This is a genomic window from Streptomyces sp. CA-142005 (genome assembly GCF_050942335.1).
In the GTDB taxonomy this organism is placed as follows: Bacteria; Actinomycetota; Actinomycetes; order Streptomycetales; family Streptomycetaceae; genus Streptomyces.
The window spans coordinates 9,202,248-9,219,738 of sequence record NZ_CP192078.1 but is presented as its reverse complement, the minus strand read 5'-3'; the positions used below and the strand labels follow the sequence as shown (position 1 = coordinate 9,219,738).

At 73.2% G+C, this 17,491-nt stretch carries 15 protein-coding genes; 6 read left to right on the top strand and 9 right to left on the bottom strand.

Annotation, left to right across the window (positions count from 1 at the left end):
- From ACQPXS_RS42520 to ACQPXS_RS42510, 3 genes are all read right to left on the bottom strand, one after another.
- Entirely contained in the window at positions 1-486 is a 486-nt protein-coding gene (locus ACQPXS_RS42520) for an SRPBCC domain-containing protein (RefSeq protein WP_433454829.1), read from the bottom strand.
- A gap of 121 nt (positions 487-607) precedes the next feature.
- Complete coding sequence (locus ACQPXS_RS42515; protein WP_365331161.1) at positions 608-1,423, bottom strand: SAM-dependent methyltransferase; 816 nt, start codon at positions 1,421-1,423, stop codon at positions 608-610.
- A 57-nt stretch (positions 1,424-1,480) separates the two neighbouring features.
- On the bottom strand, positions 1,481-2,356 hold the full coding sequence (locus ACQPXS_RS42510) for a helix-turn-helix domain-containing protein (RefSeq protein ID WP_433454828.1): 876 nt from the start codon (positions 2,354-2,356) through the stop codon (positions 1,481-1,483).
- A 720-nt stretch (positions 2,357-3,076) separates the two neighbouring features.
- Here ACQPXS_RS42510 and ACQPXS_RS42505 point away from each other — a divergent pair.
- Together ACQPXS_RS42505 and ACQPXS_RS42500 are read left to right on the top strand one after the other, a co-directional pair.
- A complete protein-coding gene (locus tag ACQPXS_RS42505; RefSeq protein ID WP_433454827.1) occupies positions 3,077-3,730 on the top strand; it encodes an ATP-binding protein in 654 nt (217 codons plus the stop codon).
- A gap of 370 nt (positions 3,731-4,100) precedes the next feature.
- Positions 4,101-4,754, top strand: coding sequence for a GNAT family N-acetyltransferase (locus ACQPXS_RS42500; protein WP_433454826.1), 654 nt, complete (start codon positions 4,101-4,103; stop codon positions 4,752-4,754).
- Between the two features lie 116 nt (positions 4,755-4,870).
- On the opposite strand, the gene ACQPXS_RS42495 is transcribed toward ACQPXS_RS42500, so the two are convergent.
- The 3 genes from ACQPXS_RS42495 to ACQPXS_RS42485 form a co-directional block, all read right to left on the bottom strand.
- Complete coding sequence (locus ACQPXS_RS42495) at positions 4,871-5,134, bottom strand: hypothetical protein (RefSeq protein WP_433454825.1); 264 nt, start codon at positions 5,132-5,134, stop codon at positions 4,871-4,873.
- Positions 5,135-5,171: 37 nt separating this feature from the next.
- Positions 5,172-7,340, bottom strand: a complete 2,169-nt coding sequence (locus ACQPXS_RS42490; protein WP_433454824.1) for an acetoacetate decarboxylase family protein — start codon at positions 7,338-7,340, stop codon at positions 5,172-5,174.
- A gap of 302 nt (positions 7,341-7,642) precedes the next feature.
- Positions 7,643-8,101, bottom strand: coding sequence for a flavodoxin family protein (locus ACQPXS_RS42485; protein WP_433454823.1), 459 nt, complete (start codon positions 8,099-8,101; stop codon positions 7,643-7,645).
- 103 nt (positions 8,102-8,204) lie between these two features.
- On the opposite strand from ACQPXS_RS42485, the gene ACQPXS_RS42480 reads away from it, so the two are divergent.
- Together ACQPXS_RS42480 and ACQPXS_RS42475 are read left to right on the top strand one after the other, a co-directional pair.
- A complete protein-coding gene (locus ACQPXS_RS42480; RefSeq protein ID WP_433454822.1) occupies positions 8,205-9,149 on the top strand; it encodes a GNAT family N-acetyltransferase in 945 nt (314 codons plus the stop codon).
- A 91-nt stretch (positions 9,150-9,240) separates the two neighbouring features.
- Positions 9,241-9,942, top strand: coding sequence for a lipoprotein (locus ACQPXS_RS42475; RefSeq protein ID WP_433454821.1), 702 nt, complete (start codon positions 9,241-9,243; stop codon positions 9,940-9,942).
- A gap of 20 nt (positions 9,943-9,962) precedes the next feature.
- On the opposite strand, the gene ACQPXS_RS42470 is transcribed toward ACQPXS_RS42475, so the two are convergent.
- Complete coding sequence (locus ACQPXS_RS42470; RefSeq protein ID WP_433454820.1) at positions 9,963-10,601, bottom strand: GNAT family N-acetyltransferase; 639 nt, start codon at positions 10,599-10,601, stop codon at positions 9,963-9,965.
- A 176-nt stretch (positions 10,602-10,777) separates the two neighbouring features.
- On the bottom strand, positions 10,778-12,718 hold the full coding sequence (locus ACQPXS_RS42465) for a DUF1996 domain-containing protein (protein WP_433456199.1): 1,941 nt from the start codon (positions 12,716-12,718) through the stop codon (positions 10,778-10,780).
- A 367-nt stretch (positions 12,719-13,085) separates the two neighbouring features.
- On the opposite strand from ACQPXS_RS42465, the gene ACQPXS_RS42460 reads away from it, so the two are divergent.
- On the top strand, positions 13,086-14,705 hold the full coding sequence (locus tag ACQPXS_RS42460; RefSeq protein ID WP_433454819.1) for an NlpC/P60 family protein: 1,620 nt from the start codon (positions 13,086-13,088) through the stop codon (positions 14,703-14,705).
- A 34-nt stretch (positions 14,706-14,739) separates the two neighbouring features.
- On the opposite strand, the gene ACQPXS_RS42455 is transcribed toward ACQPXS_RS42460, so the two are convergent.
- Entirely contained in the window at positions 14,740-15,798 is a 1,059-nt protein-coding gene (locus ACQPXS_RS42455; protein WP_433454818.1) for an NAD-dependent epimerase/dehydratase family protein, read from the bottom strand.
- Positions 15,799-16,022: 224 nt separating this feature from the next.
- Between ACQPXS_RS42455 and ACQPXS_RS42450 the strand changes: the two genes are divergently transcribed.
- On the top strand, positions 16,023-17,387 hold the full coding sequence (locus tag ACQPXS_RS42450; RefSeq protein WP_390679913.1) for an FAD-dependent oxidoreductase: 1,365 nt from the start codon (positions 16,023-16,025) through the stop codon (positions 17,385-17,387).
- Positions 17,388-17,491: the final 104 nt, after the last annotated feature.

Genomic DNA, 17,491 nt, shown 5'->3' with positions numbered 1-17,491 from the left:
TCATTCCGCCTCGGACGGCCGGCGGGCGTACGGTCCCTCGACGAGCCGGGCGAGGTTGTCGAGGGCCATGCGGGTGCCGAGTTCGTTGTCCTCGCGGGGGATCTCGTCGGGGATGCCTTCGTGCAGGATCTGCACGTCCGTGCCGCCGTCGGCCGCGGTGAGCGTGGTCGTCATGGTCATGGTGCCGTGGACGGAGTCGTCGTCGCTCTCGAACGCGAACACCTCCACCACCAGCGCATCGGGCACGAGTCTGGCGAAATGGCCGTGGTAGGTGTCCGTGTGACCGCCCGACTTGCCGGTGGCGGACGCGTCGTCGTAGGTCAGGGAGACCCGGAAGGTACCGCCCTCGCGGACGTCGAAGGTGTGGACGCGGGCGGTCATGCCGGCCGGGACGCGCCAGGCCGCGACGGCGTCGGCATCGGTCAGGGCCCGGTAGACGGCGTGCGGGGGTGCCTGCACGTGCCGGGAGACTCGGGTGTCGTACATGGGCCCACGCTAGCGGCCGGGGAGCCGCGCGACGCGCCGTACGGAAAGAGAGGCGGGGCCGGGGTCCGGGAGGTGGGTGCGGACCCCGGCCCCTGGTCTGTCGGGGCCTGGCGTCGGTGTGTCAGGGCTTACGGGCGACCGCGCCGTACATCGCGATGTCCTCGTCGCGGATGTTCCGCTCTCCGCTTCCGTCGGGATGCCACTTGTGGACCTGGACGATGCCGGGCTCGACCAGCTGAAGGCCCTCGAAGAACTCATGGGCCTCGTCGAGGGTGCGCAGCCGCATCGGCATGTTGCGGGCCGCGTACTCGCGGGCGACCCGGCCCACCTCCTCGGGAGCGAAATCGGCGGTGCCGATGGACATCGCCAGATGGCTGCCGGACGGCAGCGGCTCCAGCAGCCGGCGTACGACACCGACGGCGTCGTCCGCGTCGAGCATGAAGTGGACGATGGCGATGACGGTCAGCGCGACGGGCTTGTCCAGGTCCAGGGTCTCGCGCAGCTCCGGGGCGTCCAGGATGGCCGCCGGGTCGCGGAAGTCGGCCTCGATGTACGAGGTGCGGCCCTCGGGCGCGCTGGCCAGCAGGCCCTGGGAGAGGGTGAGGACGATCGGGTCGTTGTCGACGTAGACGACCCGGGACTCGGGCGCGACGGCCTGGGCTATCTCGTGCAGGTTGGGCGAGGTGGGGATGCCGGTGCCGATGTCCAGGAACTGGCGCATGCCCGCCTCCTCGGCGAGCCAGCGCACGGCACGGTTCATCCAGTCGCGGTTGGCGCGCATGTGGACCGGGAGCGCGGGCCACTCCCGGGACATGGCGTCACCGGCCTCCTTGTCGGCGGGGTAGTAGTCCTTGCCGCCGAGGATGTAGTCGTAGATGCGGGCGGAGTGGGCGTTCTCGGTGTCGATCCGGTCGGCCGGCCATCCGTTGTCGGACAACGCCGTTCTCCATTCGGTCGAGGGGGTGGGGACTCGCGTACGGGGTGCGGAGGGGTGTCACAACTCCCTGCGGATCGCGGCGAGCAGGGCCTCGGTCTTCCTGGCGGGCGCCGCCTGGGCGCCGAGCCGGTCCAGTGCCTCCCGGTACACCACGACGTCGTCGGCCTTGTCGAGGTAGACGGCCCCGACCAGGCCGCTGAGGTAGACGATGTCGGGCAGTTCGCGGGCCCGGAACCGGAAGAGGTGGTAGGCGCCCGCCCGCATCGCCGGGTGCGGGCCGTTGGCGAACGGCATGAGCTGCAGGGTCACCTGGGGCAGCCGGTTGACCTCGACGAGGTGGTCGATCTGCGCCCGCATCACCTCCGGTCCGCCGACCGGCCAGCGCAGCGCCGTCTCGTCCATCACCACCCACACCCGCGGCGGCGACTCGCGGGCCAGCAGCTCCTGGCGGCGCATGCGCAGCGCGACCCGGCGCTCGGTGGCCTCGGCGGAGACGTGCGGGTTCTCCGCGCCGAGCAGGGCGCGGGCGTAGTCCTCGGTCTGCAACAGGCCGTGCACGAACTGGTTCTCGTACGCGCGGATCTGCAACGCGGCCTGTTCCAGGCTGAGATACGCGGCGAACCAGTCGGGCATCACATCGCGGTAGGTGTGCCACCAGCCGCGCTTGTTGGCCTCCCGCACGGACTTCAGGAAGGTGTCGATCTCGTCCCGGTCGGCGACGCCGTAGACCTGGAGCAGTTTCTCGGCGTCCGCGAGGCGCAGCCGGGCCACCTTGGCGCCCTCCATGCGGCGGATGGTGGAGTGGCTGACGCCGATGGCGGCGCCCGCCTCGGCGTAGTTGAGGCCGGCCCGGATCCGCAGCTCCTCCAACTGGCGTCCGAGGATCATGCGCAGGACGGAGGGGGCGCCGCCCCACTCGGTCTCCGCGGTCATGCCCCCACCCCCCTCACCAGGTCACGGGAGCACCGTCGTACACGGTCGCTCTCCCGGGCCCATTCGATCACGTTCCGGCCGGAGCAGCATGCACTTGGCGACTTGCAAATTTCAACTTGCCGGTTGCGGAGCGTTGTTGGCGGGTGCAACAGTGGATCCGCTGCTCCGGCCGACCCAAGGAGCAGGCGGCGTGGCCGGGTTGGGGGAGACCGGGCCGCGGTACGGCCTCGTGGAGGCGTGTCGTCTGCTGCGTGCGGTCGGCCCGACACGGCGACCCCCCACGCGAGGCCGGACGAAAGGCGCACGGCGATGGCTCCGCCCTCCCTCCCCCGACCGCTCCACCACCCGTCCGAGAACCGGAGCCCCACCCGAACACCCCTGTCTCCCGCCCCGTCACAGCTGCCGGCGTTACCCCGCCAGCACCGGTCCGGGGAGAGCCCGGACCACACCCCCGCCTCCGTGCGGCACCCGCACCGGTCCCCCGCCGACGCGGACCGGGCCCCCCTGGTGCCGGACGGCGAGAACCGGTCGGATCAGGCTCAGGACGACACGGACCAGCCGCACCCGGCCCCGGAGGGCGAGAACCGGTCGGATCCGTCTCCGGACAGCGCGGACCAGCCGCGCCCACCGCTGGACAGCGCAGACCGGCCGACCCGGATCCTGGACAGCACGGATCAGCCACGCCCTGTGCCGGACAGCGCGCAACGACGAGACGGGTGGATGCACGCCGCGGACGGACCGTGCCGGTGCGCGGACACGGCGGACGTACCGCACCGCGCCTCGGACGACACCGAGAACCGCCCACGCCCCACCGCGGACGACGCCGAGGAGGGCCCGCACCCCGCCCCGGACACCCTGGTGCACCCGTACCGGCCGCCGGTCCCGGCCGGTGTTCCAAGACCACCCGGAGGCGGGCGCCTCGGTCGACTCCCTGGGCTCCTCGGCCCCGACCGGCCCGCCTCCGGGGACCCGCTTCCCCGCTCCGCCGCCGCGTTCGACCTGCCCGCGCAGCCGGCGGCCGTGGGCACGGCCCGGCGTGTCGTACGGGATCTGCTGACCGCCTGGGGCGTGCCGGACGGCACCCGGGACGACGCGGTCCTGGTGACCTCGGAGCTGGTCACGAACGCGCTCGTGCACACGGCCGGTGAGCGGATCGCCTGCCGGCTGCACGGTACGGCGGACCGGATACGCATCGAGGTCGAGGACCAGGACGGCGGCTCCACGCTGCCGACGGCGCGCCGTGCCGGACCGGACGACCAGCACGGGCGCGGGCTGCTGCTGGTCGACGCCCTGAGCCATGACTGGGGCGTGACGCCGCTGACCGGCCGGCCCGTCCAAGTCGTCTGGGCGGAGCTGCGCTCCGGCCGCGACTGACACCACACCCGCCGCGCCCCGACTCGACCACCACGGACCATCCCCCACCAGTCCGAAGGATCCACATGCACATGCCCACGCACCCCCTCGCCCCCACCCCGGCCCCGGCCCCGTCCGCCGACCCGTCCTGGACCCGCACCCGCCCGAAGCCGGGCTCCCAGGAGCAGGCCGGCTGACCCCGGCCACCCCCGCCGCTCCCCCACTTCACTCCCCCGTCCCAAAACCACCCCCGCCCACACGCCACCGGTGACCGAACCCCTGTACATTCGCCGCCGGTGCGGGTCCTCCGCATCCCTCGGGGCCCGGGTCCGTACGGGTTCCGTGGCCGTCGGGCTGGACCGTTCCGTCGGGGGTGTGCATGGTCTGGTCGGTGCTCCGCCGGAGGCGGGCCGCCACGTCCGGTCTTCCCCTGCCCGGGCGCTGCGGGCCCGAGGCCGGCCGGCACGTCCTGGCCACCGAGCGGCTGCTGCTGTTCACGCCCCGGACCCGGCTGGACGTGGCCGCGGCCCTCGCCGCCTGCGCCGATGCCGAGGCGCAGCGCTGGCTCGGCACCCTGGCGGACCAGGTCCTGCCCGACCCCGGCACCCGCAAGGCCCTGCTCGCCTGGCGGCCGGCCGGGGACGACGGCCGCCGGGTGCCGCGGAAGCTGGCCCAGCCGTACGCACCCGGCCCGGACGATCCGCTGCTGCTCGTCTGCGTGCGCAGGTCGGACCTCGGCTATGCCGGCGCCCTCGAACTGGAGCACCGCACGGGCGAGATGGGCGGCTGGCTGGCGCCGGCCTGCCGTGGCCAGGGCCTGGGCGCGGAGTTGTTCCGCGCGGGCGTGGCCCTCGCGCACACCCATGCGGGACTGAGCACGGTCCGGGCGGGTGCGGAGCCCGGGAACACCGCGAGCCGGCGGGCCCTGGCCCAGGCCGGCTTCGTGCCGGACGAGGGGCCGCCCCGGCACACGCTGCCCGACGGCCGGGTGGTCGAGGCCGTCTGGCACCGCCACGACAGCGCGGCGGCCTCCCGCTGCCACTGACGATCGCCCGATCCCCCAGCCCTTCCCGGAGAGCCGACGTGGCAGACACCGGATTCGGCCCGGAGCGGATCGACACCGGCAAGCCGCACTCGGCACGGATGTACGAGCTGGACGGCTCAGTCCGTGGTGCGCGCGTGGGTGTCCAACGCCTCGGCGGCGGTGCGCAGTTGCTTCGCCGCCGTGGTGCAGGCGGCGGCCTGCCGCTTCAGGGTGGGACGGCTCCAGTCGGGTGCGGCCGGGCAGCCGCTCAGGGTGGCCGCGGTGGCGAGGAGCCGGCGGGCGTAGCCGTCCATGAGGTCGGCGTCGGCCCGCAAGCTGGCGGCGTGGGCGAGGAGTTCGTCGGCCGAGGCCGTGGTCGCTCGGGGGGACTCGGTCACCATGGCGGCTCCCACTCGACTGGGGTTGGGGCGGGGGGCTTCAGCGCGGCAGGAGGGCGCCGGCACTGCGGTGGAGCAGGAACTGGGGGCAGCTCAGGACGAACCGGGGCCGGGCCCGGTGGATGCCGAGCCGGCGCAGCTGTCCGGCGAGGGGTTCGGCCGCCGCGGTGTCCAGCCGCAGCCGCACGCCGGTGCCGCGGTGCAGCCGCAGCCTGCCGTGCGTCCGGACCAGGGTGCGCACGGTGCTCGCGGCCCGGCGGCCGTAGAGGATCCAGTCGGACTCCGGGCAGCGGACGCCCGGTCCGAGCCGGCCCTCGACGGTGAGCCCGAGGTCCCGGGACCGGACGTCGATCCGCCGGCCCGTCAGGTCGGCCTCGGCGGTCGTCCGCATCGCGGGCTGGCCCCAGATCTCCCGGGCGACCACGCGGGCCTCGTCGCTGGTGACGGCGAGGGAGAGGACGTAACGGCCGGTGCGGCGCAGGTCGACGCGGCGCAGCAGGTCCGCGGCGACGTCGTACGGGCGCGGCCGCCACAGGTCGTCGACCACGAGCGACAGGGCGATCTCGGTGTACGGGCCGATCGTGGAGCAGCGGTGCTCGTAGAGCGACAGCACGGCGAGGGCCCGCCGGCCCAGCCTGCTCGGGGTCAGCCAGGTGGCGCCGGGCAGCAGGCCGCGCGCCGCGTCGGCGGAGACGGGGAAGCAGAGGTGGGCGGCGGAGGAGTCGTAGTAGCGCACCGGCACGTCGACCGGGCCCGCCGTCGTCGGGATCGAGGTGGTCGGCAGGGTGAGGAACGGGTAGCCCTCGGGCGGGTGGGCGCGGTCCTTGAGCTGGTAGGCCTGGGTGCGCACGATCGGGCCGCGGTACGGCGTGAGCGCCGCGTCGACGTCCTCGCGGGCCTGGGGCACCACCGTGCGCAGATGCTCGATGTACTCGCGGAGCATGTGGCACAGCGGGAACTCGCGGGTGGGCCCGGTGTAGTCGACCCGGTACCAGTGCGGGTGCGGGTCGAACAGGGAGCCCGCTCTGCGGTCGTCCGGGACGGGCACGATGTCGTGCTGGTTGGTGATGCCGGCGACCCAGGTACGCGGGTCGGCGGGCTTCATGGCGTCGATCGGAGAGCCGACGGCGACGACGTGCGTGACCCGGTAGGTGCGGCAGAACTGCTCGTCCTGGGCGAGGTTCATCAGCGCGAGCCCGCCCTCGCCGTGCCCGATCAGCGCGAGCTCGGCGCCGCGCGGGATGCCGTAGTCCGCCAGGGCGAGCAGGACCGATCGGGTGTAGGGCGACTCGGTCGTGAACAGGTTCCGCCAGGCGCCGACGACGTCCTGCGGAGAGTGGTTGCGCGGCCGGCCGGGTGTCATGCCGGGTGCCTGGACGACATAGCGGACGACACCGTCGGGACCGCGCACGTTCTGCACCAGGATCCGCCCGTCGGTGGACAGCACCTCGATGTTGCGCAGAAACCCGAGAAGGGAGCCCTCGATGGCGATGAACTGCTTCTCCTGGTCCGTGAGGTCGACCGCTTCGGCCGCGCCCTGCTCCTCGTCGGTGCGCGCGAGACCCGGGACGTCGATCCCCTGCGGCTGATCGACGGACGGCTCGCGTCCCGCCGCGGGCGCCCAGCCGGTCTCGCCGTTGTGCGGGTCCTCGTCCAGCAGGATGCGGACGGCGAGCAGTTCACCCATCAGGGGGGCCAGCCCGGACAGGGCCCGCTGGGCGCCCTGGTCCCGGAACAGCGCGCGCAGGGCCCGTACGGCCTCCGGGTCGCGGTCGGCGGTGACGGTCTCCATCAGCCGGCGCATGCCCGGGTCGCGTGCGAACTCGGGGTGGTCGGCGAGCAAGGCGGCGATCCTCAGGCGCAGCGAGGTGACGGCGATCCGCGCGGCCAGGTTCTCCCGGCCCAGCACCTCACCGGCCGCGCCGAACACCTGGCCGATGCCCTTCGGTGCGCTTGTCGGCGGGCAGCCGAGGCCCTCCTTGTTCGTCAGGGCCCGCAGCAGCGCCCACTGGGCGGCGAGGCCGGTGCGGGGACGGCGGCGCGCGGAGGCGGCCAGGGGTGGCGCGGACAACGCGGCGCCGGTGCGCGCGGAGACCGCGCGGATGCCCTCGGCGATGTCCACCACGTCCCGTGCGCACCGGCGCAGCAGCTCTCCGGCGTCTCGGCCGCCCGGCGCGGGCCGTCCGGGTGCGTGGCCGTCCGCTCGCATCCGACGCTCCCTCGTTCGACGACGTACGACGACACATGACAGGGTTCAGCCACGCCGGAGGGGCGCGACCCCGGTCCCATCGTCGGCCAGGGACACCGGGCCCGCACCTTGATCCGTCCAGGCAGCGGACAGCCGCCGAGCGCATGTCGGCCACCGGGCCTCGGCGGCGCAGGCGTACGGCTGCCGTCTGATCGCGGCATATGCAGGAGGACGGAGCGGTCCACGCGGGCTTCTGCCCACGCCGGTGACCGCGCGTAACCGTCCTTGGATCACTCCGGTGGCCGCCCGCGGGCCGACCGCGCTCACGCCCCGGGCATCAGCCCGGCCGCGACCGTGGCCCCGAGTTCCCAGCACGCCTCCGTGTCGGCCTTGCCGGGTTCGCCGGTGACCGTCACCGCGTCGGCCGCACGACGCCAGCCGAGGCCCGTGGCGATGGCCTCGATGGCGCGGACGGCGCCGGTGACGTCGTTGCCGCCGTGGACGTAGTAACCGAACGGCCGGCCCCGGGTCTCGTCCAGGCAGGGGTAGTAGATCTGGTCGAAGAAATGCTTCAGCGCGCCGGACATGTACCCGAGGTTCGCCGGTGTGCCGAGCAGATAGCCGTCGGCCTCCAGCACGTCGGCCGCGGTCGCGGACAGGGCGGCCCGGCGGACCACGCGGACGCCCTCGATCTCCGGTGTCGTGGCGCCGGAGACGACGGCCTCGAACAGCGCCTGGCAGTTGGGCGACGGGGTGTGGTGGACGATCAGCAAGGTGGGCACACCCCGCACCCTGCCGTGCCCCCGCGGCGCCTCGCAAACGGCGGGCGTGGCGGCCGGTGCCGCGGGGTAGAGCCTGTGCACGAGGAGGACGGGAGGGGCTGACGTGACCAGAGCGGGTGCGCCGAAGGCCGGTTTCCACCCGGACCGGCTGCCGGCAGGCTACCGGTGGCGGCCGGCGACCACCGCCGACGCCGACGCGATCCACCGCCTCGTCGCCGCGTACGAACACGTGCTGCACGGCCGCTCCGTGACCGGGGCCGACCGGATCACCGCCGAACTCACCCTGCCCGGTCTGCGGCCGCAGGACGACACGGTGCTCGTGCACGACGGCACGGGCGCGCCGGCCGGCTACGGCTGGGTGAAGGGGCGGCGGGCCAGGGTTCATGTGCACCCCGGTCACCAGGGCCGGGGCCTCGGCGGTGCGCTGCTCGACTGGACCGAGGCCAGGGCCCGGAGCGCGGGCGGCGACCGGCTCGCGCAGACGGTCCCCGACAGCGACGGCGCCGCGAGCGCGCTCCTGCGGGCCGGCGGGTACTCCCGGCTGGTCACCGAGTGGCTGCTTCGGATCGCGTTGCCGCGAGAACCGGAGGTGCCCGATCCGCCGGCGGACATCACCGTACGGCCGTTCCGGGCCGGCGACGAACAGGCCGCGTACCAGCTCACCGAGGACGCGTTCGACGAATGGCAGTCGCGCCGGAAGACCTACGCGGAATGGGCGCGGCACGGCGTCGAACGCACCACGTTCCTGCCGGCGGCGTCACCGCTCGCCTTCGCCGGCGGCCAACTGGTCGGGGCCGTGCTGTCGCTGGATGTTCCGGGCCACGACGAGGGATACGTCGAGCGGGTGGCGGTACGGCGCGACCACCGCGACCGGGGCATCGCCCGCACGCTGCTGCGCGAGGCGTTCCGCACCTTCCACCGCCTCGGCAGGCCGGCCTGCACCCTGTGGACGCACTCCGACACGGGTGCGCTCTCCCTGTACGAGCGCCTGGGCATGACGGTCCAGCGCAGCTCCACCGTCTACGGCAAGCCGCTCCTCACCGACTGACCCGGGCCGAGGTGCGACCACGCGGAAACGCGTTCGGTGGTGTCGGTGCCCTCGGCTACAGTTGCGCCCCTGAACAGGAGGGGAGCGGGAAGTGCAGGTCAGGGTGGGGTCCGGGCGGGGCGCGGTGGTCGTGGCGGTGACGCTCGCTGCGGTGCTCGGCGGGTGCGCGAAGTCAGCGGACGGTGACGGGAGGGATGCCGTGAACGCGTCCCCGGCCGCCAAGGGGGAAGGGGCGGCCAAGGGGGCGGCGACGGCGAGCGGCGGTTCGATCGGCGCGGCCGGTTCGGCCTGCGAACTGCCCGTCCGATTCGACATCGCCAAGCACTGGAAGGCCAAGGCGATCGACGCCGAGGCGGAGCTGTCGAAGGCGTCGAAGGGCTCCGACGGCGACCTGAGCGGGTCGCTCGCCGACGCCTTCCTGCGCCAGGGACCGGTCGCCGCCGCCTGCGAGATCGACGCCAAGCCCGCGGGCCACATCGGCTTCCTGCGCGTGTGGACCGGCAAGGCGGGGAAGGCCGACGCGGGCAGCGTGCTGCGGCAGTTCGTGGCCGCCGAGGACAACGTCAGCAAGGAGAGGTACCACTCCTTCAGGACCGGCAGCGGCCTGACCGGCGTGGAGGTCGAGTACCTGTACACCAGCAAGCTTCTGGACGAGACGAAGACCGAGACCGCGCTCGCGGTCGGCACGCCCGACGGCCCGGTCGTGCTGCACCTGGGCGGCATGGACACCGAGGAGCACGAGGCGATGCGGCCCGCCTACGAACTCGCCAAGCGGACGCTCGAGTCGACCTGATCGCAACCGACCGGAAGCGCTCACCCCACGGTCGTGGACCGGCCCAGATAGGTGAGGGGGCCGGCGTCCGCCACCGGGATCTCCCGGAAGCCCAGGCGGTCGTAGAAGGCGCGGGCCGCGGTGTTGACGGTGACCATGCCGAGATGGACGGCCTGGACGCCCTGTCCGCGCACGGCGTTCAGGAAGGTGTGCATCAGCCGGCGGCCGTGGCCCCGCCCCTGCCAGGGCGGCAGCAGGTCGATGTGCAGATGGGCGGGGTGACCGGCGAGTTCGGGTAGGAGCATGCGCTCCGGGTGGTGCAGGAGGCGGATCATCTCCTCCGTGGGCGTGCGCGGCGGCTCGGTGGCTGCCGGGGCCGGGTAGCGGTCGGCCAGCCGGGGAATCCAGGTCCGGCGGAAGTCCTCGACGAAGCGCTCGGTGTCCGCCGTGCCGACGATGTAGCCCACGGCCCGGCCCGTGCCGTCGTCCAGCACGAAGGCGAGGTCGGGGTCGAAGTGACAGTACGGCTCGGCGAAGAGCGCGGGCATGAGGCGCTCATCGGGGTAGTGGGCGCGGGAGTCGCCGCCGTTGAGCGCGGTACGGACACAGACGTCGGCCACCGCGGCCCGGTCGGCGGGGCGGTAGGGGCGGATGAAGGGAGGGGGAGGGAGAGCGGGCATGGTGTCATCCTGAGCCCTTGGGAGCGCTCCCACAAGTCGCCGCTCTCAAGCGGTCGTTGACGGAACCGCCCGATGCGTGACTCAGGGGGCGGTCCCCTCCATGGAAGGCATGGAGGGGACCGCGGAGGCGATCGCCCTGCGGAGGACGGCCGGTCGTCGGGGTGGGCGCGCCGCCGTCAGTAGCGGAGCCGCCTGGCCCTGAGCAGCATGATCAGGCCCGACAGGGCGAGCAGGGTGCCGAGCGCCGCGGGCCACAGGTGCGCCCCGGTCTCGGCCAGTCCGCCCTGCGTTCCCTGTGCCTGGGGCTGCGCGGCGGCGGGCGGAACGTATCCGGCGGGGGTGGCCTGGGCGGACGCGGGCCGGCTGGGCTGGGGCTGGGCCGCCCCGGACCGGGTGGGCGCGGACGTGGGCGCGGGCGTGGGCGCGGGCGGTGCCGGCGGGGTGGACCGGTCCTGCTTGGTGGTGTGGTCCCGCTTGGTGGTGTGGTCCTGCTTGGTACTGCCGCTGCCGTCGTCCGGCGCGGTGGTGTGGCGGTCCGGTGTGGTCGTCGCGTCGGTCCTGGGTTCCTCGCTGGGCTGCGCGGTCGAGGGCGCCGGCGCGGAGGTGGGGGTGGCGGTGTCACCGGGCTGCTGCGTCGTGCCGGAGCCCGGGGCGGCCGTCGTACCGGAGCCGGAACTCGCCGTGGGCGACGCCGTCGTACCCGAGTCGCCGCCGTCCGGGCCGCAGGAGCGGCCGGAGTTGATGCAGTCGACCATCTGGCGCATCAGGTCCTCGTCGAAGACGTTGATGAAGTCGCCGTGGTCGGTGACGGGCTTGTGCAGTTGCTCGGGGAAGGAGTCGACCGCGAAGAGCGGGACCGTACGGCCGCCGTCCTGCAGGCTCGGCGCCTTCACGTCGTAGACGATCCGCTGCACCAGCTGCGGAATGGCCTGGAAGCCGGCCGGGCACGAGCCGTCGGGCGCGGTGAAGGCCACGTGGGTGCGGTGGTTGGCGCTGTCGATGTTGCGGCCGTCCCAGCAGCTCTGGAACTTGAAGGTGCGCACCACGTCGCTGCCCGGCGGGCACAGCGGGTACTTGTCCTTCAGCTGCCGGTTCTCGTAACCGGTGCAGCTCCAGGACGCGTTGGCGTTGCCGGGCCCGTTGACGAAGGCCTTGGCGTCGCCGGTGATGATGCGCAGGAACCGCGGCATGGCGGTGACCTTGTCGCGCGGGTTGCCCACGAACGTCAGCGTGACCTGCTTGGGGGTGACGATCTGGCCCGCGTTGCCCTCCGTGCCGCCGCCCGGGGATCCGGCGTCCCGCTCCTGCGTGCCGTTCTGCAGGCGCAGCACCGGCCAGTAGTAGGTGGACCTGTCACCCTGGTCCACGCAACTCGTGCCGGCCTTCGCCAGGTCGTCGTCGCTCGCGAAGGCGCTGTTGCCCTGGTTGCCGACGTAGTCGTGGAAGTGATGGGCGCCGTTGGAGACGCCGGGGGCGACGATGACGTTGTCGGAGTTGCGCAGACCGTTCGCGTTGACGCCGCAGTCGGAGGTGAAGCTGCCGCGCGAGGCGCCGGACTGCTGCGGCGGGTTCGCCGCCTCGGGCGGTACGGACGTGATGTCCGCGTAGTCGGAGACCACGGGCCCGTTGCCGCCCTGGCCCGCGCCGCCCGGCTGGGCACTCCGGGTCGGGGCGGCGGAGGACTGGGCGCCGGCGCCCGTGCCGTCGCCGCCGGTGCGCAGGGTGCAGGCGGCCAGGTCGTCCAGGCCCTGCGGACGGTCCCCCGCCCGGTCGATGGCGTCGGCGATCCGGCCGATCGCGGCGGCCCGCTGCTCCTTGAGCGGGTTCACGATCGTGTCCTCGACCGCGCCGGAGTCCGCTGCGCCGGTCTGCCCCGACTGCTGGAGCCGGTGGTAGGCCTCGGCCGTCTGCCGGTCCAGCAGGGCGAGTTCACGGTCCACGTCGGGGCGGGCCGCGTCCGGTACGGCGGTCAGCCGGCTGCCGACGTCGGGGCAGTCGATCGTGGCCATACCCGCGGACAGGACCTGTCCGGTTCCGTTCGTGCCGGACCCGTCGCCCCAGCCCTCGGTCGCCGAGGCGTAGACGTTGGCCGCGACGAGGCCGCCTCCGCCCAGCATCAGAGCCATCGCTGCGAGGGTCGCGCGTCGTGCGCCGGTCGGGCGTCTGCGCCTGTTGCGTACCAAGGTCGTCCCCTGTGTGGTGTGTGCGCCGGTCGGGCATGGAGCTCCCCGGCCTCATACGGAGGGCGGCACCGGTGTGTTCAACAGAATCGCGGATTCACCGGGACCTCACAGGAACACATGGAACCCAGCCTTTCCCCTTCGAACAGCATCACGAACATCACAAATATGTATCGGACATTTCACACCTCAACCTTCACACGAGGTACACACGTTGGCTAGGTTGACGCGAGGCCGCCCGGTCTCGACGGACCGGACGCATCGGCCCAACTGCCCTGTGAGGCAAGGAAGGAGCGTGTCTTCCATGGCGCCGGAGAGCCGCGACGAGGTGGCGCAGGACGAGGTTCGGCAGCGGATCGACTCCCTCTACGACCAGGCCGAGAACGCGACCGGGAACTACAACGCGACCCGGGCCATGTCCTCGTTGACGCGCTCACGGGGCGTCCCGCTGGCCAAGCGCCCGGGGCGCCGGCCGGATCCGGCTCTCGACGAGGTCGCCCGGCAGTGGTTCGACGGGGCGCGCGCCAAGTTCGGGCCGACCGTCCCCGCCGTGCTGCCCGCCGACCGGCTCCCCGACCGCCCGGCAACGGCCACGGGCCGCTCCCGGGACCGCGGCGGCCATCCGGGCGGCACAGCGGACGCCCTGGGCGTGAGCCCGGCCGCTCGACGGCCCGCCCTGGAGCGCGCCTTCGACCGCACGGTGGCCGAGCTGACGGCCGGCCGGGCGACGGACCCGGAGAGTCTGGCCCTGGCGGCGAGGGAGAGCGGACGCGCTGCCCTGGGCGGGTCACGGCGCCTTGAACTCCCCTCCGCGGGTGCGGAGTTGCCTACTGTCGACGGAACAGGTGCGCCCGGCACGAGCGCGACGGATCCGGCGCCACCCGGCGCGGCCGCCCTGGCCGGTACCGATATGCGTGGAGTACCGGCTGGTCTCGGTCGGGTGGACGCGGCCGGCCTCGGTCCGGTGTACCCGGCCGGCCTCGGCACCGCGCCCGCGGGCGACCCCGCTCCCGTCGAGACCGCCGTCCTCCCGGTGGCCGCACTGTCCGCCGTGCAGGGCCCCCCGGTCCAGGAACCGAGGACACTGCCCGGGCCCAGCGCGCCGGGCCGCCCCTCCGCCGCCGCGTCCAAGGCGAGCAACCAGCGCAAGCTGGCCGCGGCGAGCGATGTGATCACCCGGTACACCGCCCGGCTCACGACGGCCGCCGCCACCGCTCAAGCCGCGGTCGTGACAGCGACACCGCCGGCATCGTTTACGGCGACACCGCCGGCATCCGCTACTGACATACCTCCGGCATCGGTCCCGGCCACGCCATCCACGCCCATGCCGGCGACGGCCGCACCGTCGGCTTCCGTCACCGCTGCACCCCCCGCACCCGTATCCTTCACGCCACCCGCGCAGCCGGCCTCCCAAGACCCCGCGTCGCCCAGCCAGTGGCAGCAGCCGGAATGGGCGGCACCCGGTGCGCCGGCGACCCCGTTGCCCGGCGTGGACGTCCCGCCCGTCACCCCGGCCCCTGTGACCGGCACAGCGTCCTTCACCGCCGTGCCCGAGTCGCCCCGGGCCGTGCGGGCGGCGAAGGCCATCGCGTTCGCTCGGGCGCAGATCGGCAAGCCCTGTGTGTGGGGTGCGACCGGGCCGGACTCGTACGACTGCTCCAGCCTCACCCAGGCCGCCTGGAAGGCCGCCGGGGTCCCGCTTCCGCGCGCCGCGTACGAGCAGGCGCTCGCCGGTGCGCCGGTCACCCTCGCCGGGATGGAGCCGGGCGATCTGGTCCTCTTCTTCGACGACGACCGGCACGTGGGCCTCCATGTCGGCGGCGGCATGATGGTGCACGCGCCGGGCCCGGGATCGTCGATACGCGAGGAGTCGATCTACGGCGCCGGGGAGTCGGCGATCCACCGGATCGTGCGACCCGCCTGAGCGGTGCGCGGACCGGGGACGACCGGGACCGGGCTCAGCCGCGGCGCCGGTGTGCGCGCCGGCTGTCGTAGTGGTCGAGCAGTGTCTCCTCCAACGGGCGGTAGGTCAGGCCGAGTTCATCGACGCTGCGGCTGTTGTCGACGCGGAAGCGCATCCCGAGGTGCTTGCGGATGTAGTCCTGGGTGAGGCCGAAGGCGGGGCCCAGGATCCGCACCGGCCAGTGCGGGAGCCTGGTGCGCGGCAGCCGGAGGTCGCGGGGGTGGCGGGCGAGGACGATGCGGGCCATCTCGTGGAACGACGTCATGGTCTCGGCGGCCACGATGTACCGGCCTCGCGCGGCCGGGTTCTCGGCGGCGGCGATGTGCGCGTCGGCCACGTCCCGGACGTCCGCCGTGGTGAAGCTGAAGTCCGGGGCGCCGTAACAGAAGTAGCCCCGGAACAGCTCGTCCAGCAGGAAGAGGCTGCCGGAGTCGGACGCGGGGGTGAACGAAGGTCCGAGGATCAGGCCGGGGTTGACCGACACCATGCGCCAGCGGTCCTGCGCCGCCTCGGCCTCCCACGCGGCGCGTTCCGCCAGCGTCTTGGCGTAGTGGTACGGGTTGTTCTCGACGGTGCTGGAGGTGTTGAAGTACCGCTCGGAGAGGACCTGGCCGTCCATCGCGAGGACGTCGGCGTAGTCGCCGAAGATCGCGCCCACGGTGGAGGTGAACACCAGCGTGTGCACCTCCGGGATGCGCCCGATCGCCGCCAGTACGGTGCGGGTGCCCAGGAGCGCCGGGTCCACGACGTCCCGTCGGCCGTCCTTGATCCGCTCCGGCATCAGGAACGGTGAGGCCACGTGGAAGACCACACCGCAGCCGCGGAACGCCGCGTCGAAGGTGCCGTCCTTCAGCAAGTCGGCCTCGAACAGCCGCAGTCGGCCGGGGAAGGCCTCCTGCAGTTCCCACAGCGGCCGGACCTTGGCCGCATCGGCCCTGTTCCGTACGGTGGCGTGGACCCGGTGGTCCCGCTCCAGCAGGCGTCGTACCAGATGGCTGCCGACGAATCCGCTGCCGCCGGTCACCGCCACGGCCGTCCCCGCGTGTCCGCCCACCCTCGCCCCCGCCTTCCTCCCGCCCGAGGACAGGCTTCCTCCCGCCCCAGGACAGCGTCGGGCACCGGCCGCTCCAGGGGAACACCCCGGGCCATAAGACCCCTCTTGGTAAGTCATAAGATCCACTTATGAGGTCATAGACAGGACCCGCATACCAACTTAGGGCTGCCTTAGTTTAGGCTTCCTGATCAAGTCGCCCATTCAGACGCGAAGGGAACCTGATCATGCCGCGCCCCCTGCGGGTAGCCATCGTCGGAGCCGGCCCCGCCGGGATCTACGCCGCCGACGCCCTGCTCAAGTCCGAGGTGGCCGCCGACCCCGGCGTGTCCATCGACCTCTTCGAGCGGATGCCCGCCCCGTTCGGCCTGATCCGGTACGGCGTCGCCCCCGACCACCCGCGCATCAAGGGCATCGTCACCGCCCTGCACCAGGTGCTCGACAAGCCGCAGATCCGGCTGTTCGGCAACGTCGACTACCCGACCGACATCAGCCTGGACGACCTGCGCGCCTTCTACGACGCGGTGATCTTCTCCACCGGCGCGATGGCCGACCGCGAGCTGTCCATACCCGGCATCGACCTGGACGGCTCCTACGGCGCGGCCGACTTCGTCTCCTGGTACGACGGCCACCCGGACGTCTCCCGCACCTGGCCGCTTCAGGCCGAGAAGGTCGCCGTGCTCGGCGTCGGCAACGTGGCCCTCGACGTGGCCCGCATCCTCGCCAAGACCGCGGACGAGCTGCTGCCGACGGAGATCCCGCCGAACGTCTACGACGGCCTGAAGGCCAACAAGGCCGTGGAGATCCACGTCTTCGGCCGGCGCGGCCCCGCCCAGGCGAAGTTCAGCCCGATGGAGCTGCGGGAGCTGGACCACTCGCCGAACATCGAGGTCATCGTCGACCCCGAGGACATCGACTACGACGAGGGCTCGATCGAGACCCGGCGCGGCAACAAGCAGGCCGACATGGTGGCCAAGACCCTGGAGAACTGGGCGATCCGCGACGTCGGCGACCGTCCGCACAAGCTGTTCCTGCACTTCTTCGAGTCCCCCGCGGAGATCCTCGGCGAGGACGGCCGTGTCGTCGGTCTGCGCACCGAGCGCACCGCCCTCGACGGCACCGGGAACGTCAAGGGCACCGGCGAGTTCAAGGAATGGGACGTCACCGCGGTCTACCGCGCGGTCGGCTATCTCTCCGAGAAGCTGCCCAAGCTGCCCTGGGACATCGACTCGGGCACGATCCCGGACGAGGGCGGCCGGGTCGTCGAGGACGGCGGCGCCCACCTGCAGTCCATGTACGTGACCGGCTGGATCCGGCGCGGCCCCGTCGGTCTGATCGGCCACACCAAGGGCGACGCCAACGAGACCGTCGCCAACCTGCTGGACGACTACGCGAACGGCCGGCTGCACACCCCGGCCTCGCCCGATCCGCAGGCGGTGGACGCCTTCCTCGCCGAGCGCGAGGTCCGCTTCACCACCTGGGAGGGCTGGTACAAGCTGGACGCCGCCGAGCGCGCCCTGGGCGAGCCGCAGGGCCGTGAACGCGTGAAGATCGTCGAGCGCGAGGACATGCTGCGGGAGAGCGGGGCGTAAGTCCCGGACGCGGGGAGCGACGAGCGGGGCCGGCGCGGGTGCGCCGGCCCCTGCGCACGCCCCGGGGAACCTCCGGCCGCGGGCCCGGTGGATCCCGGATGAGC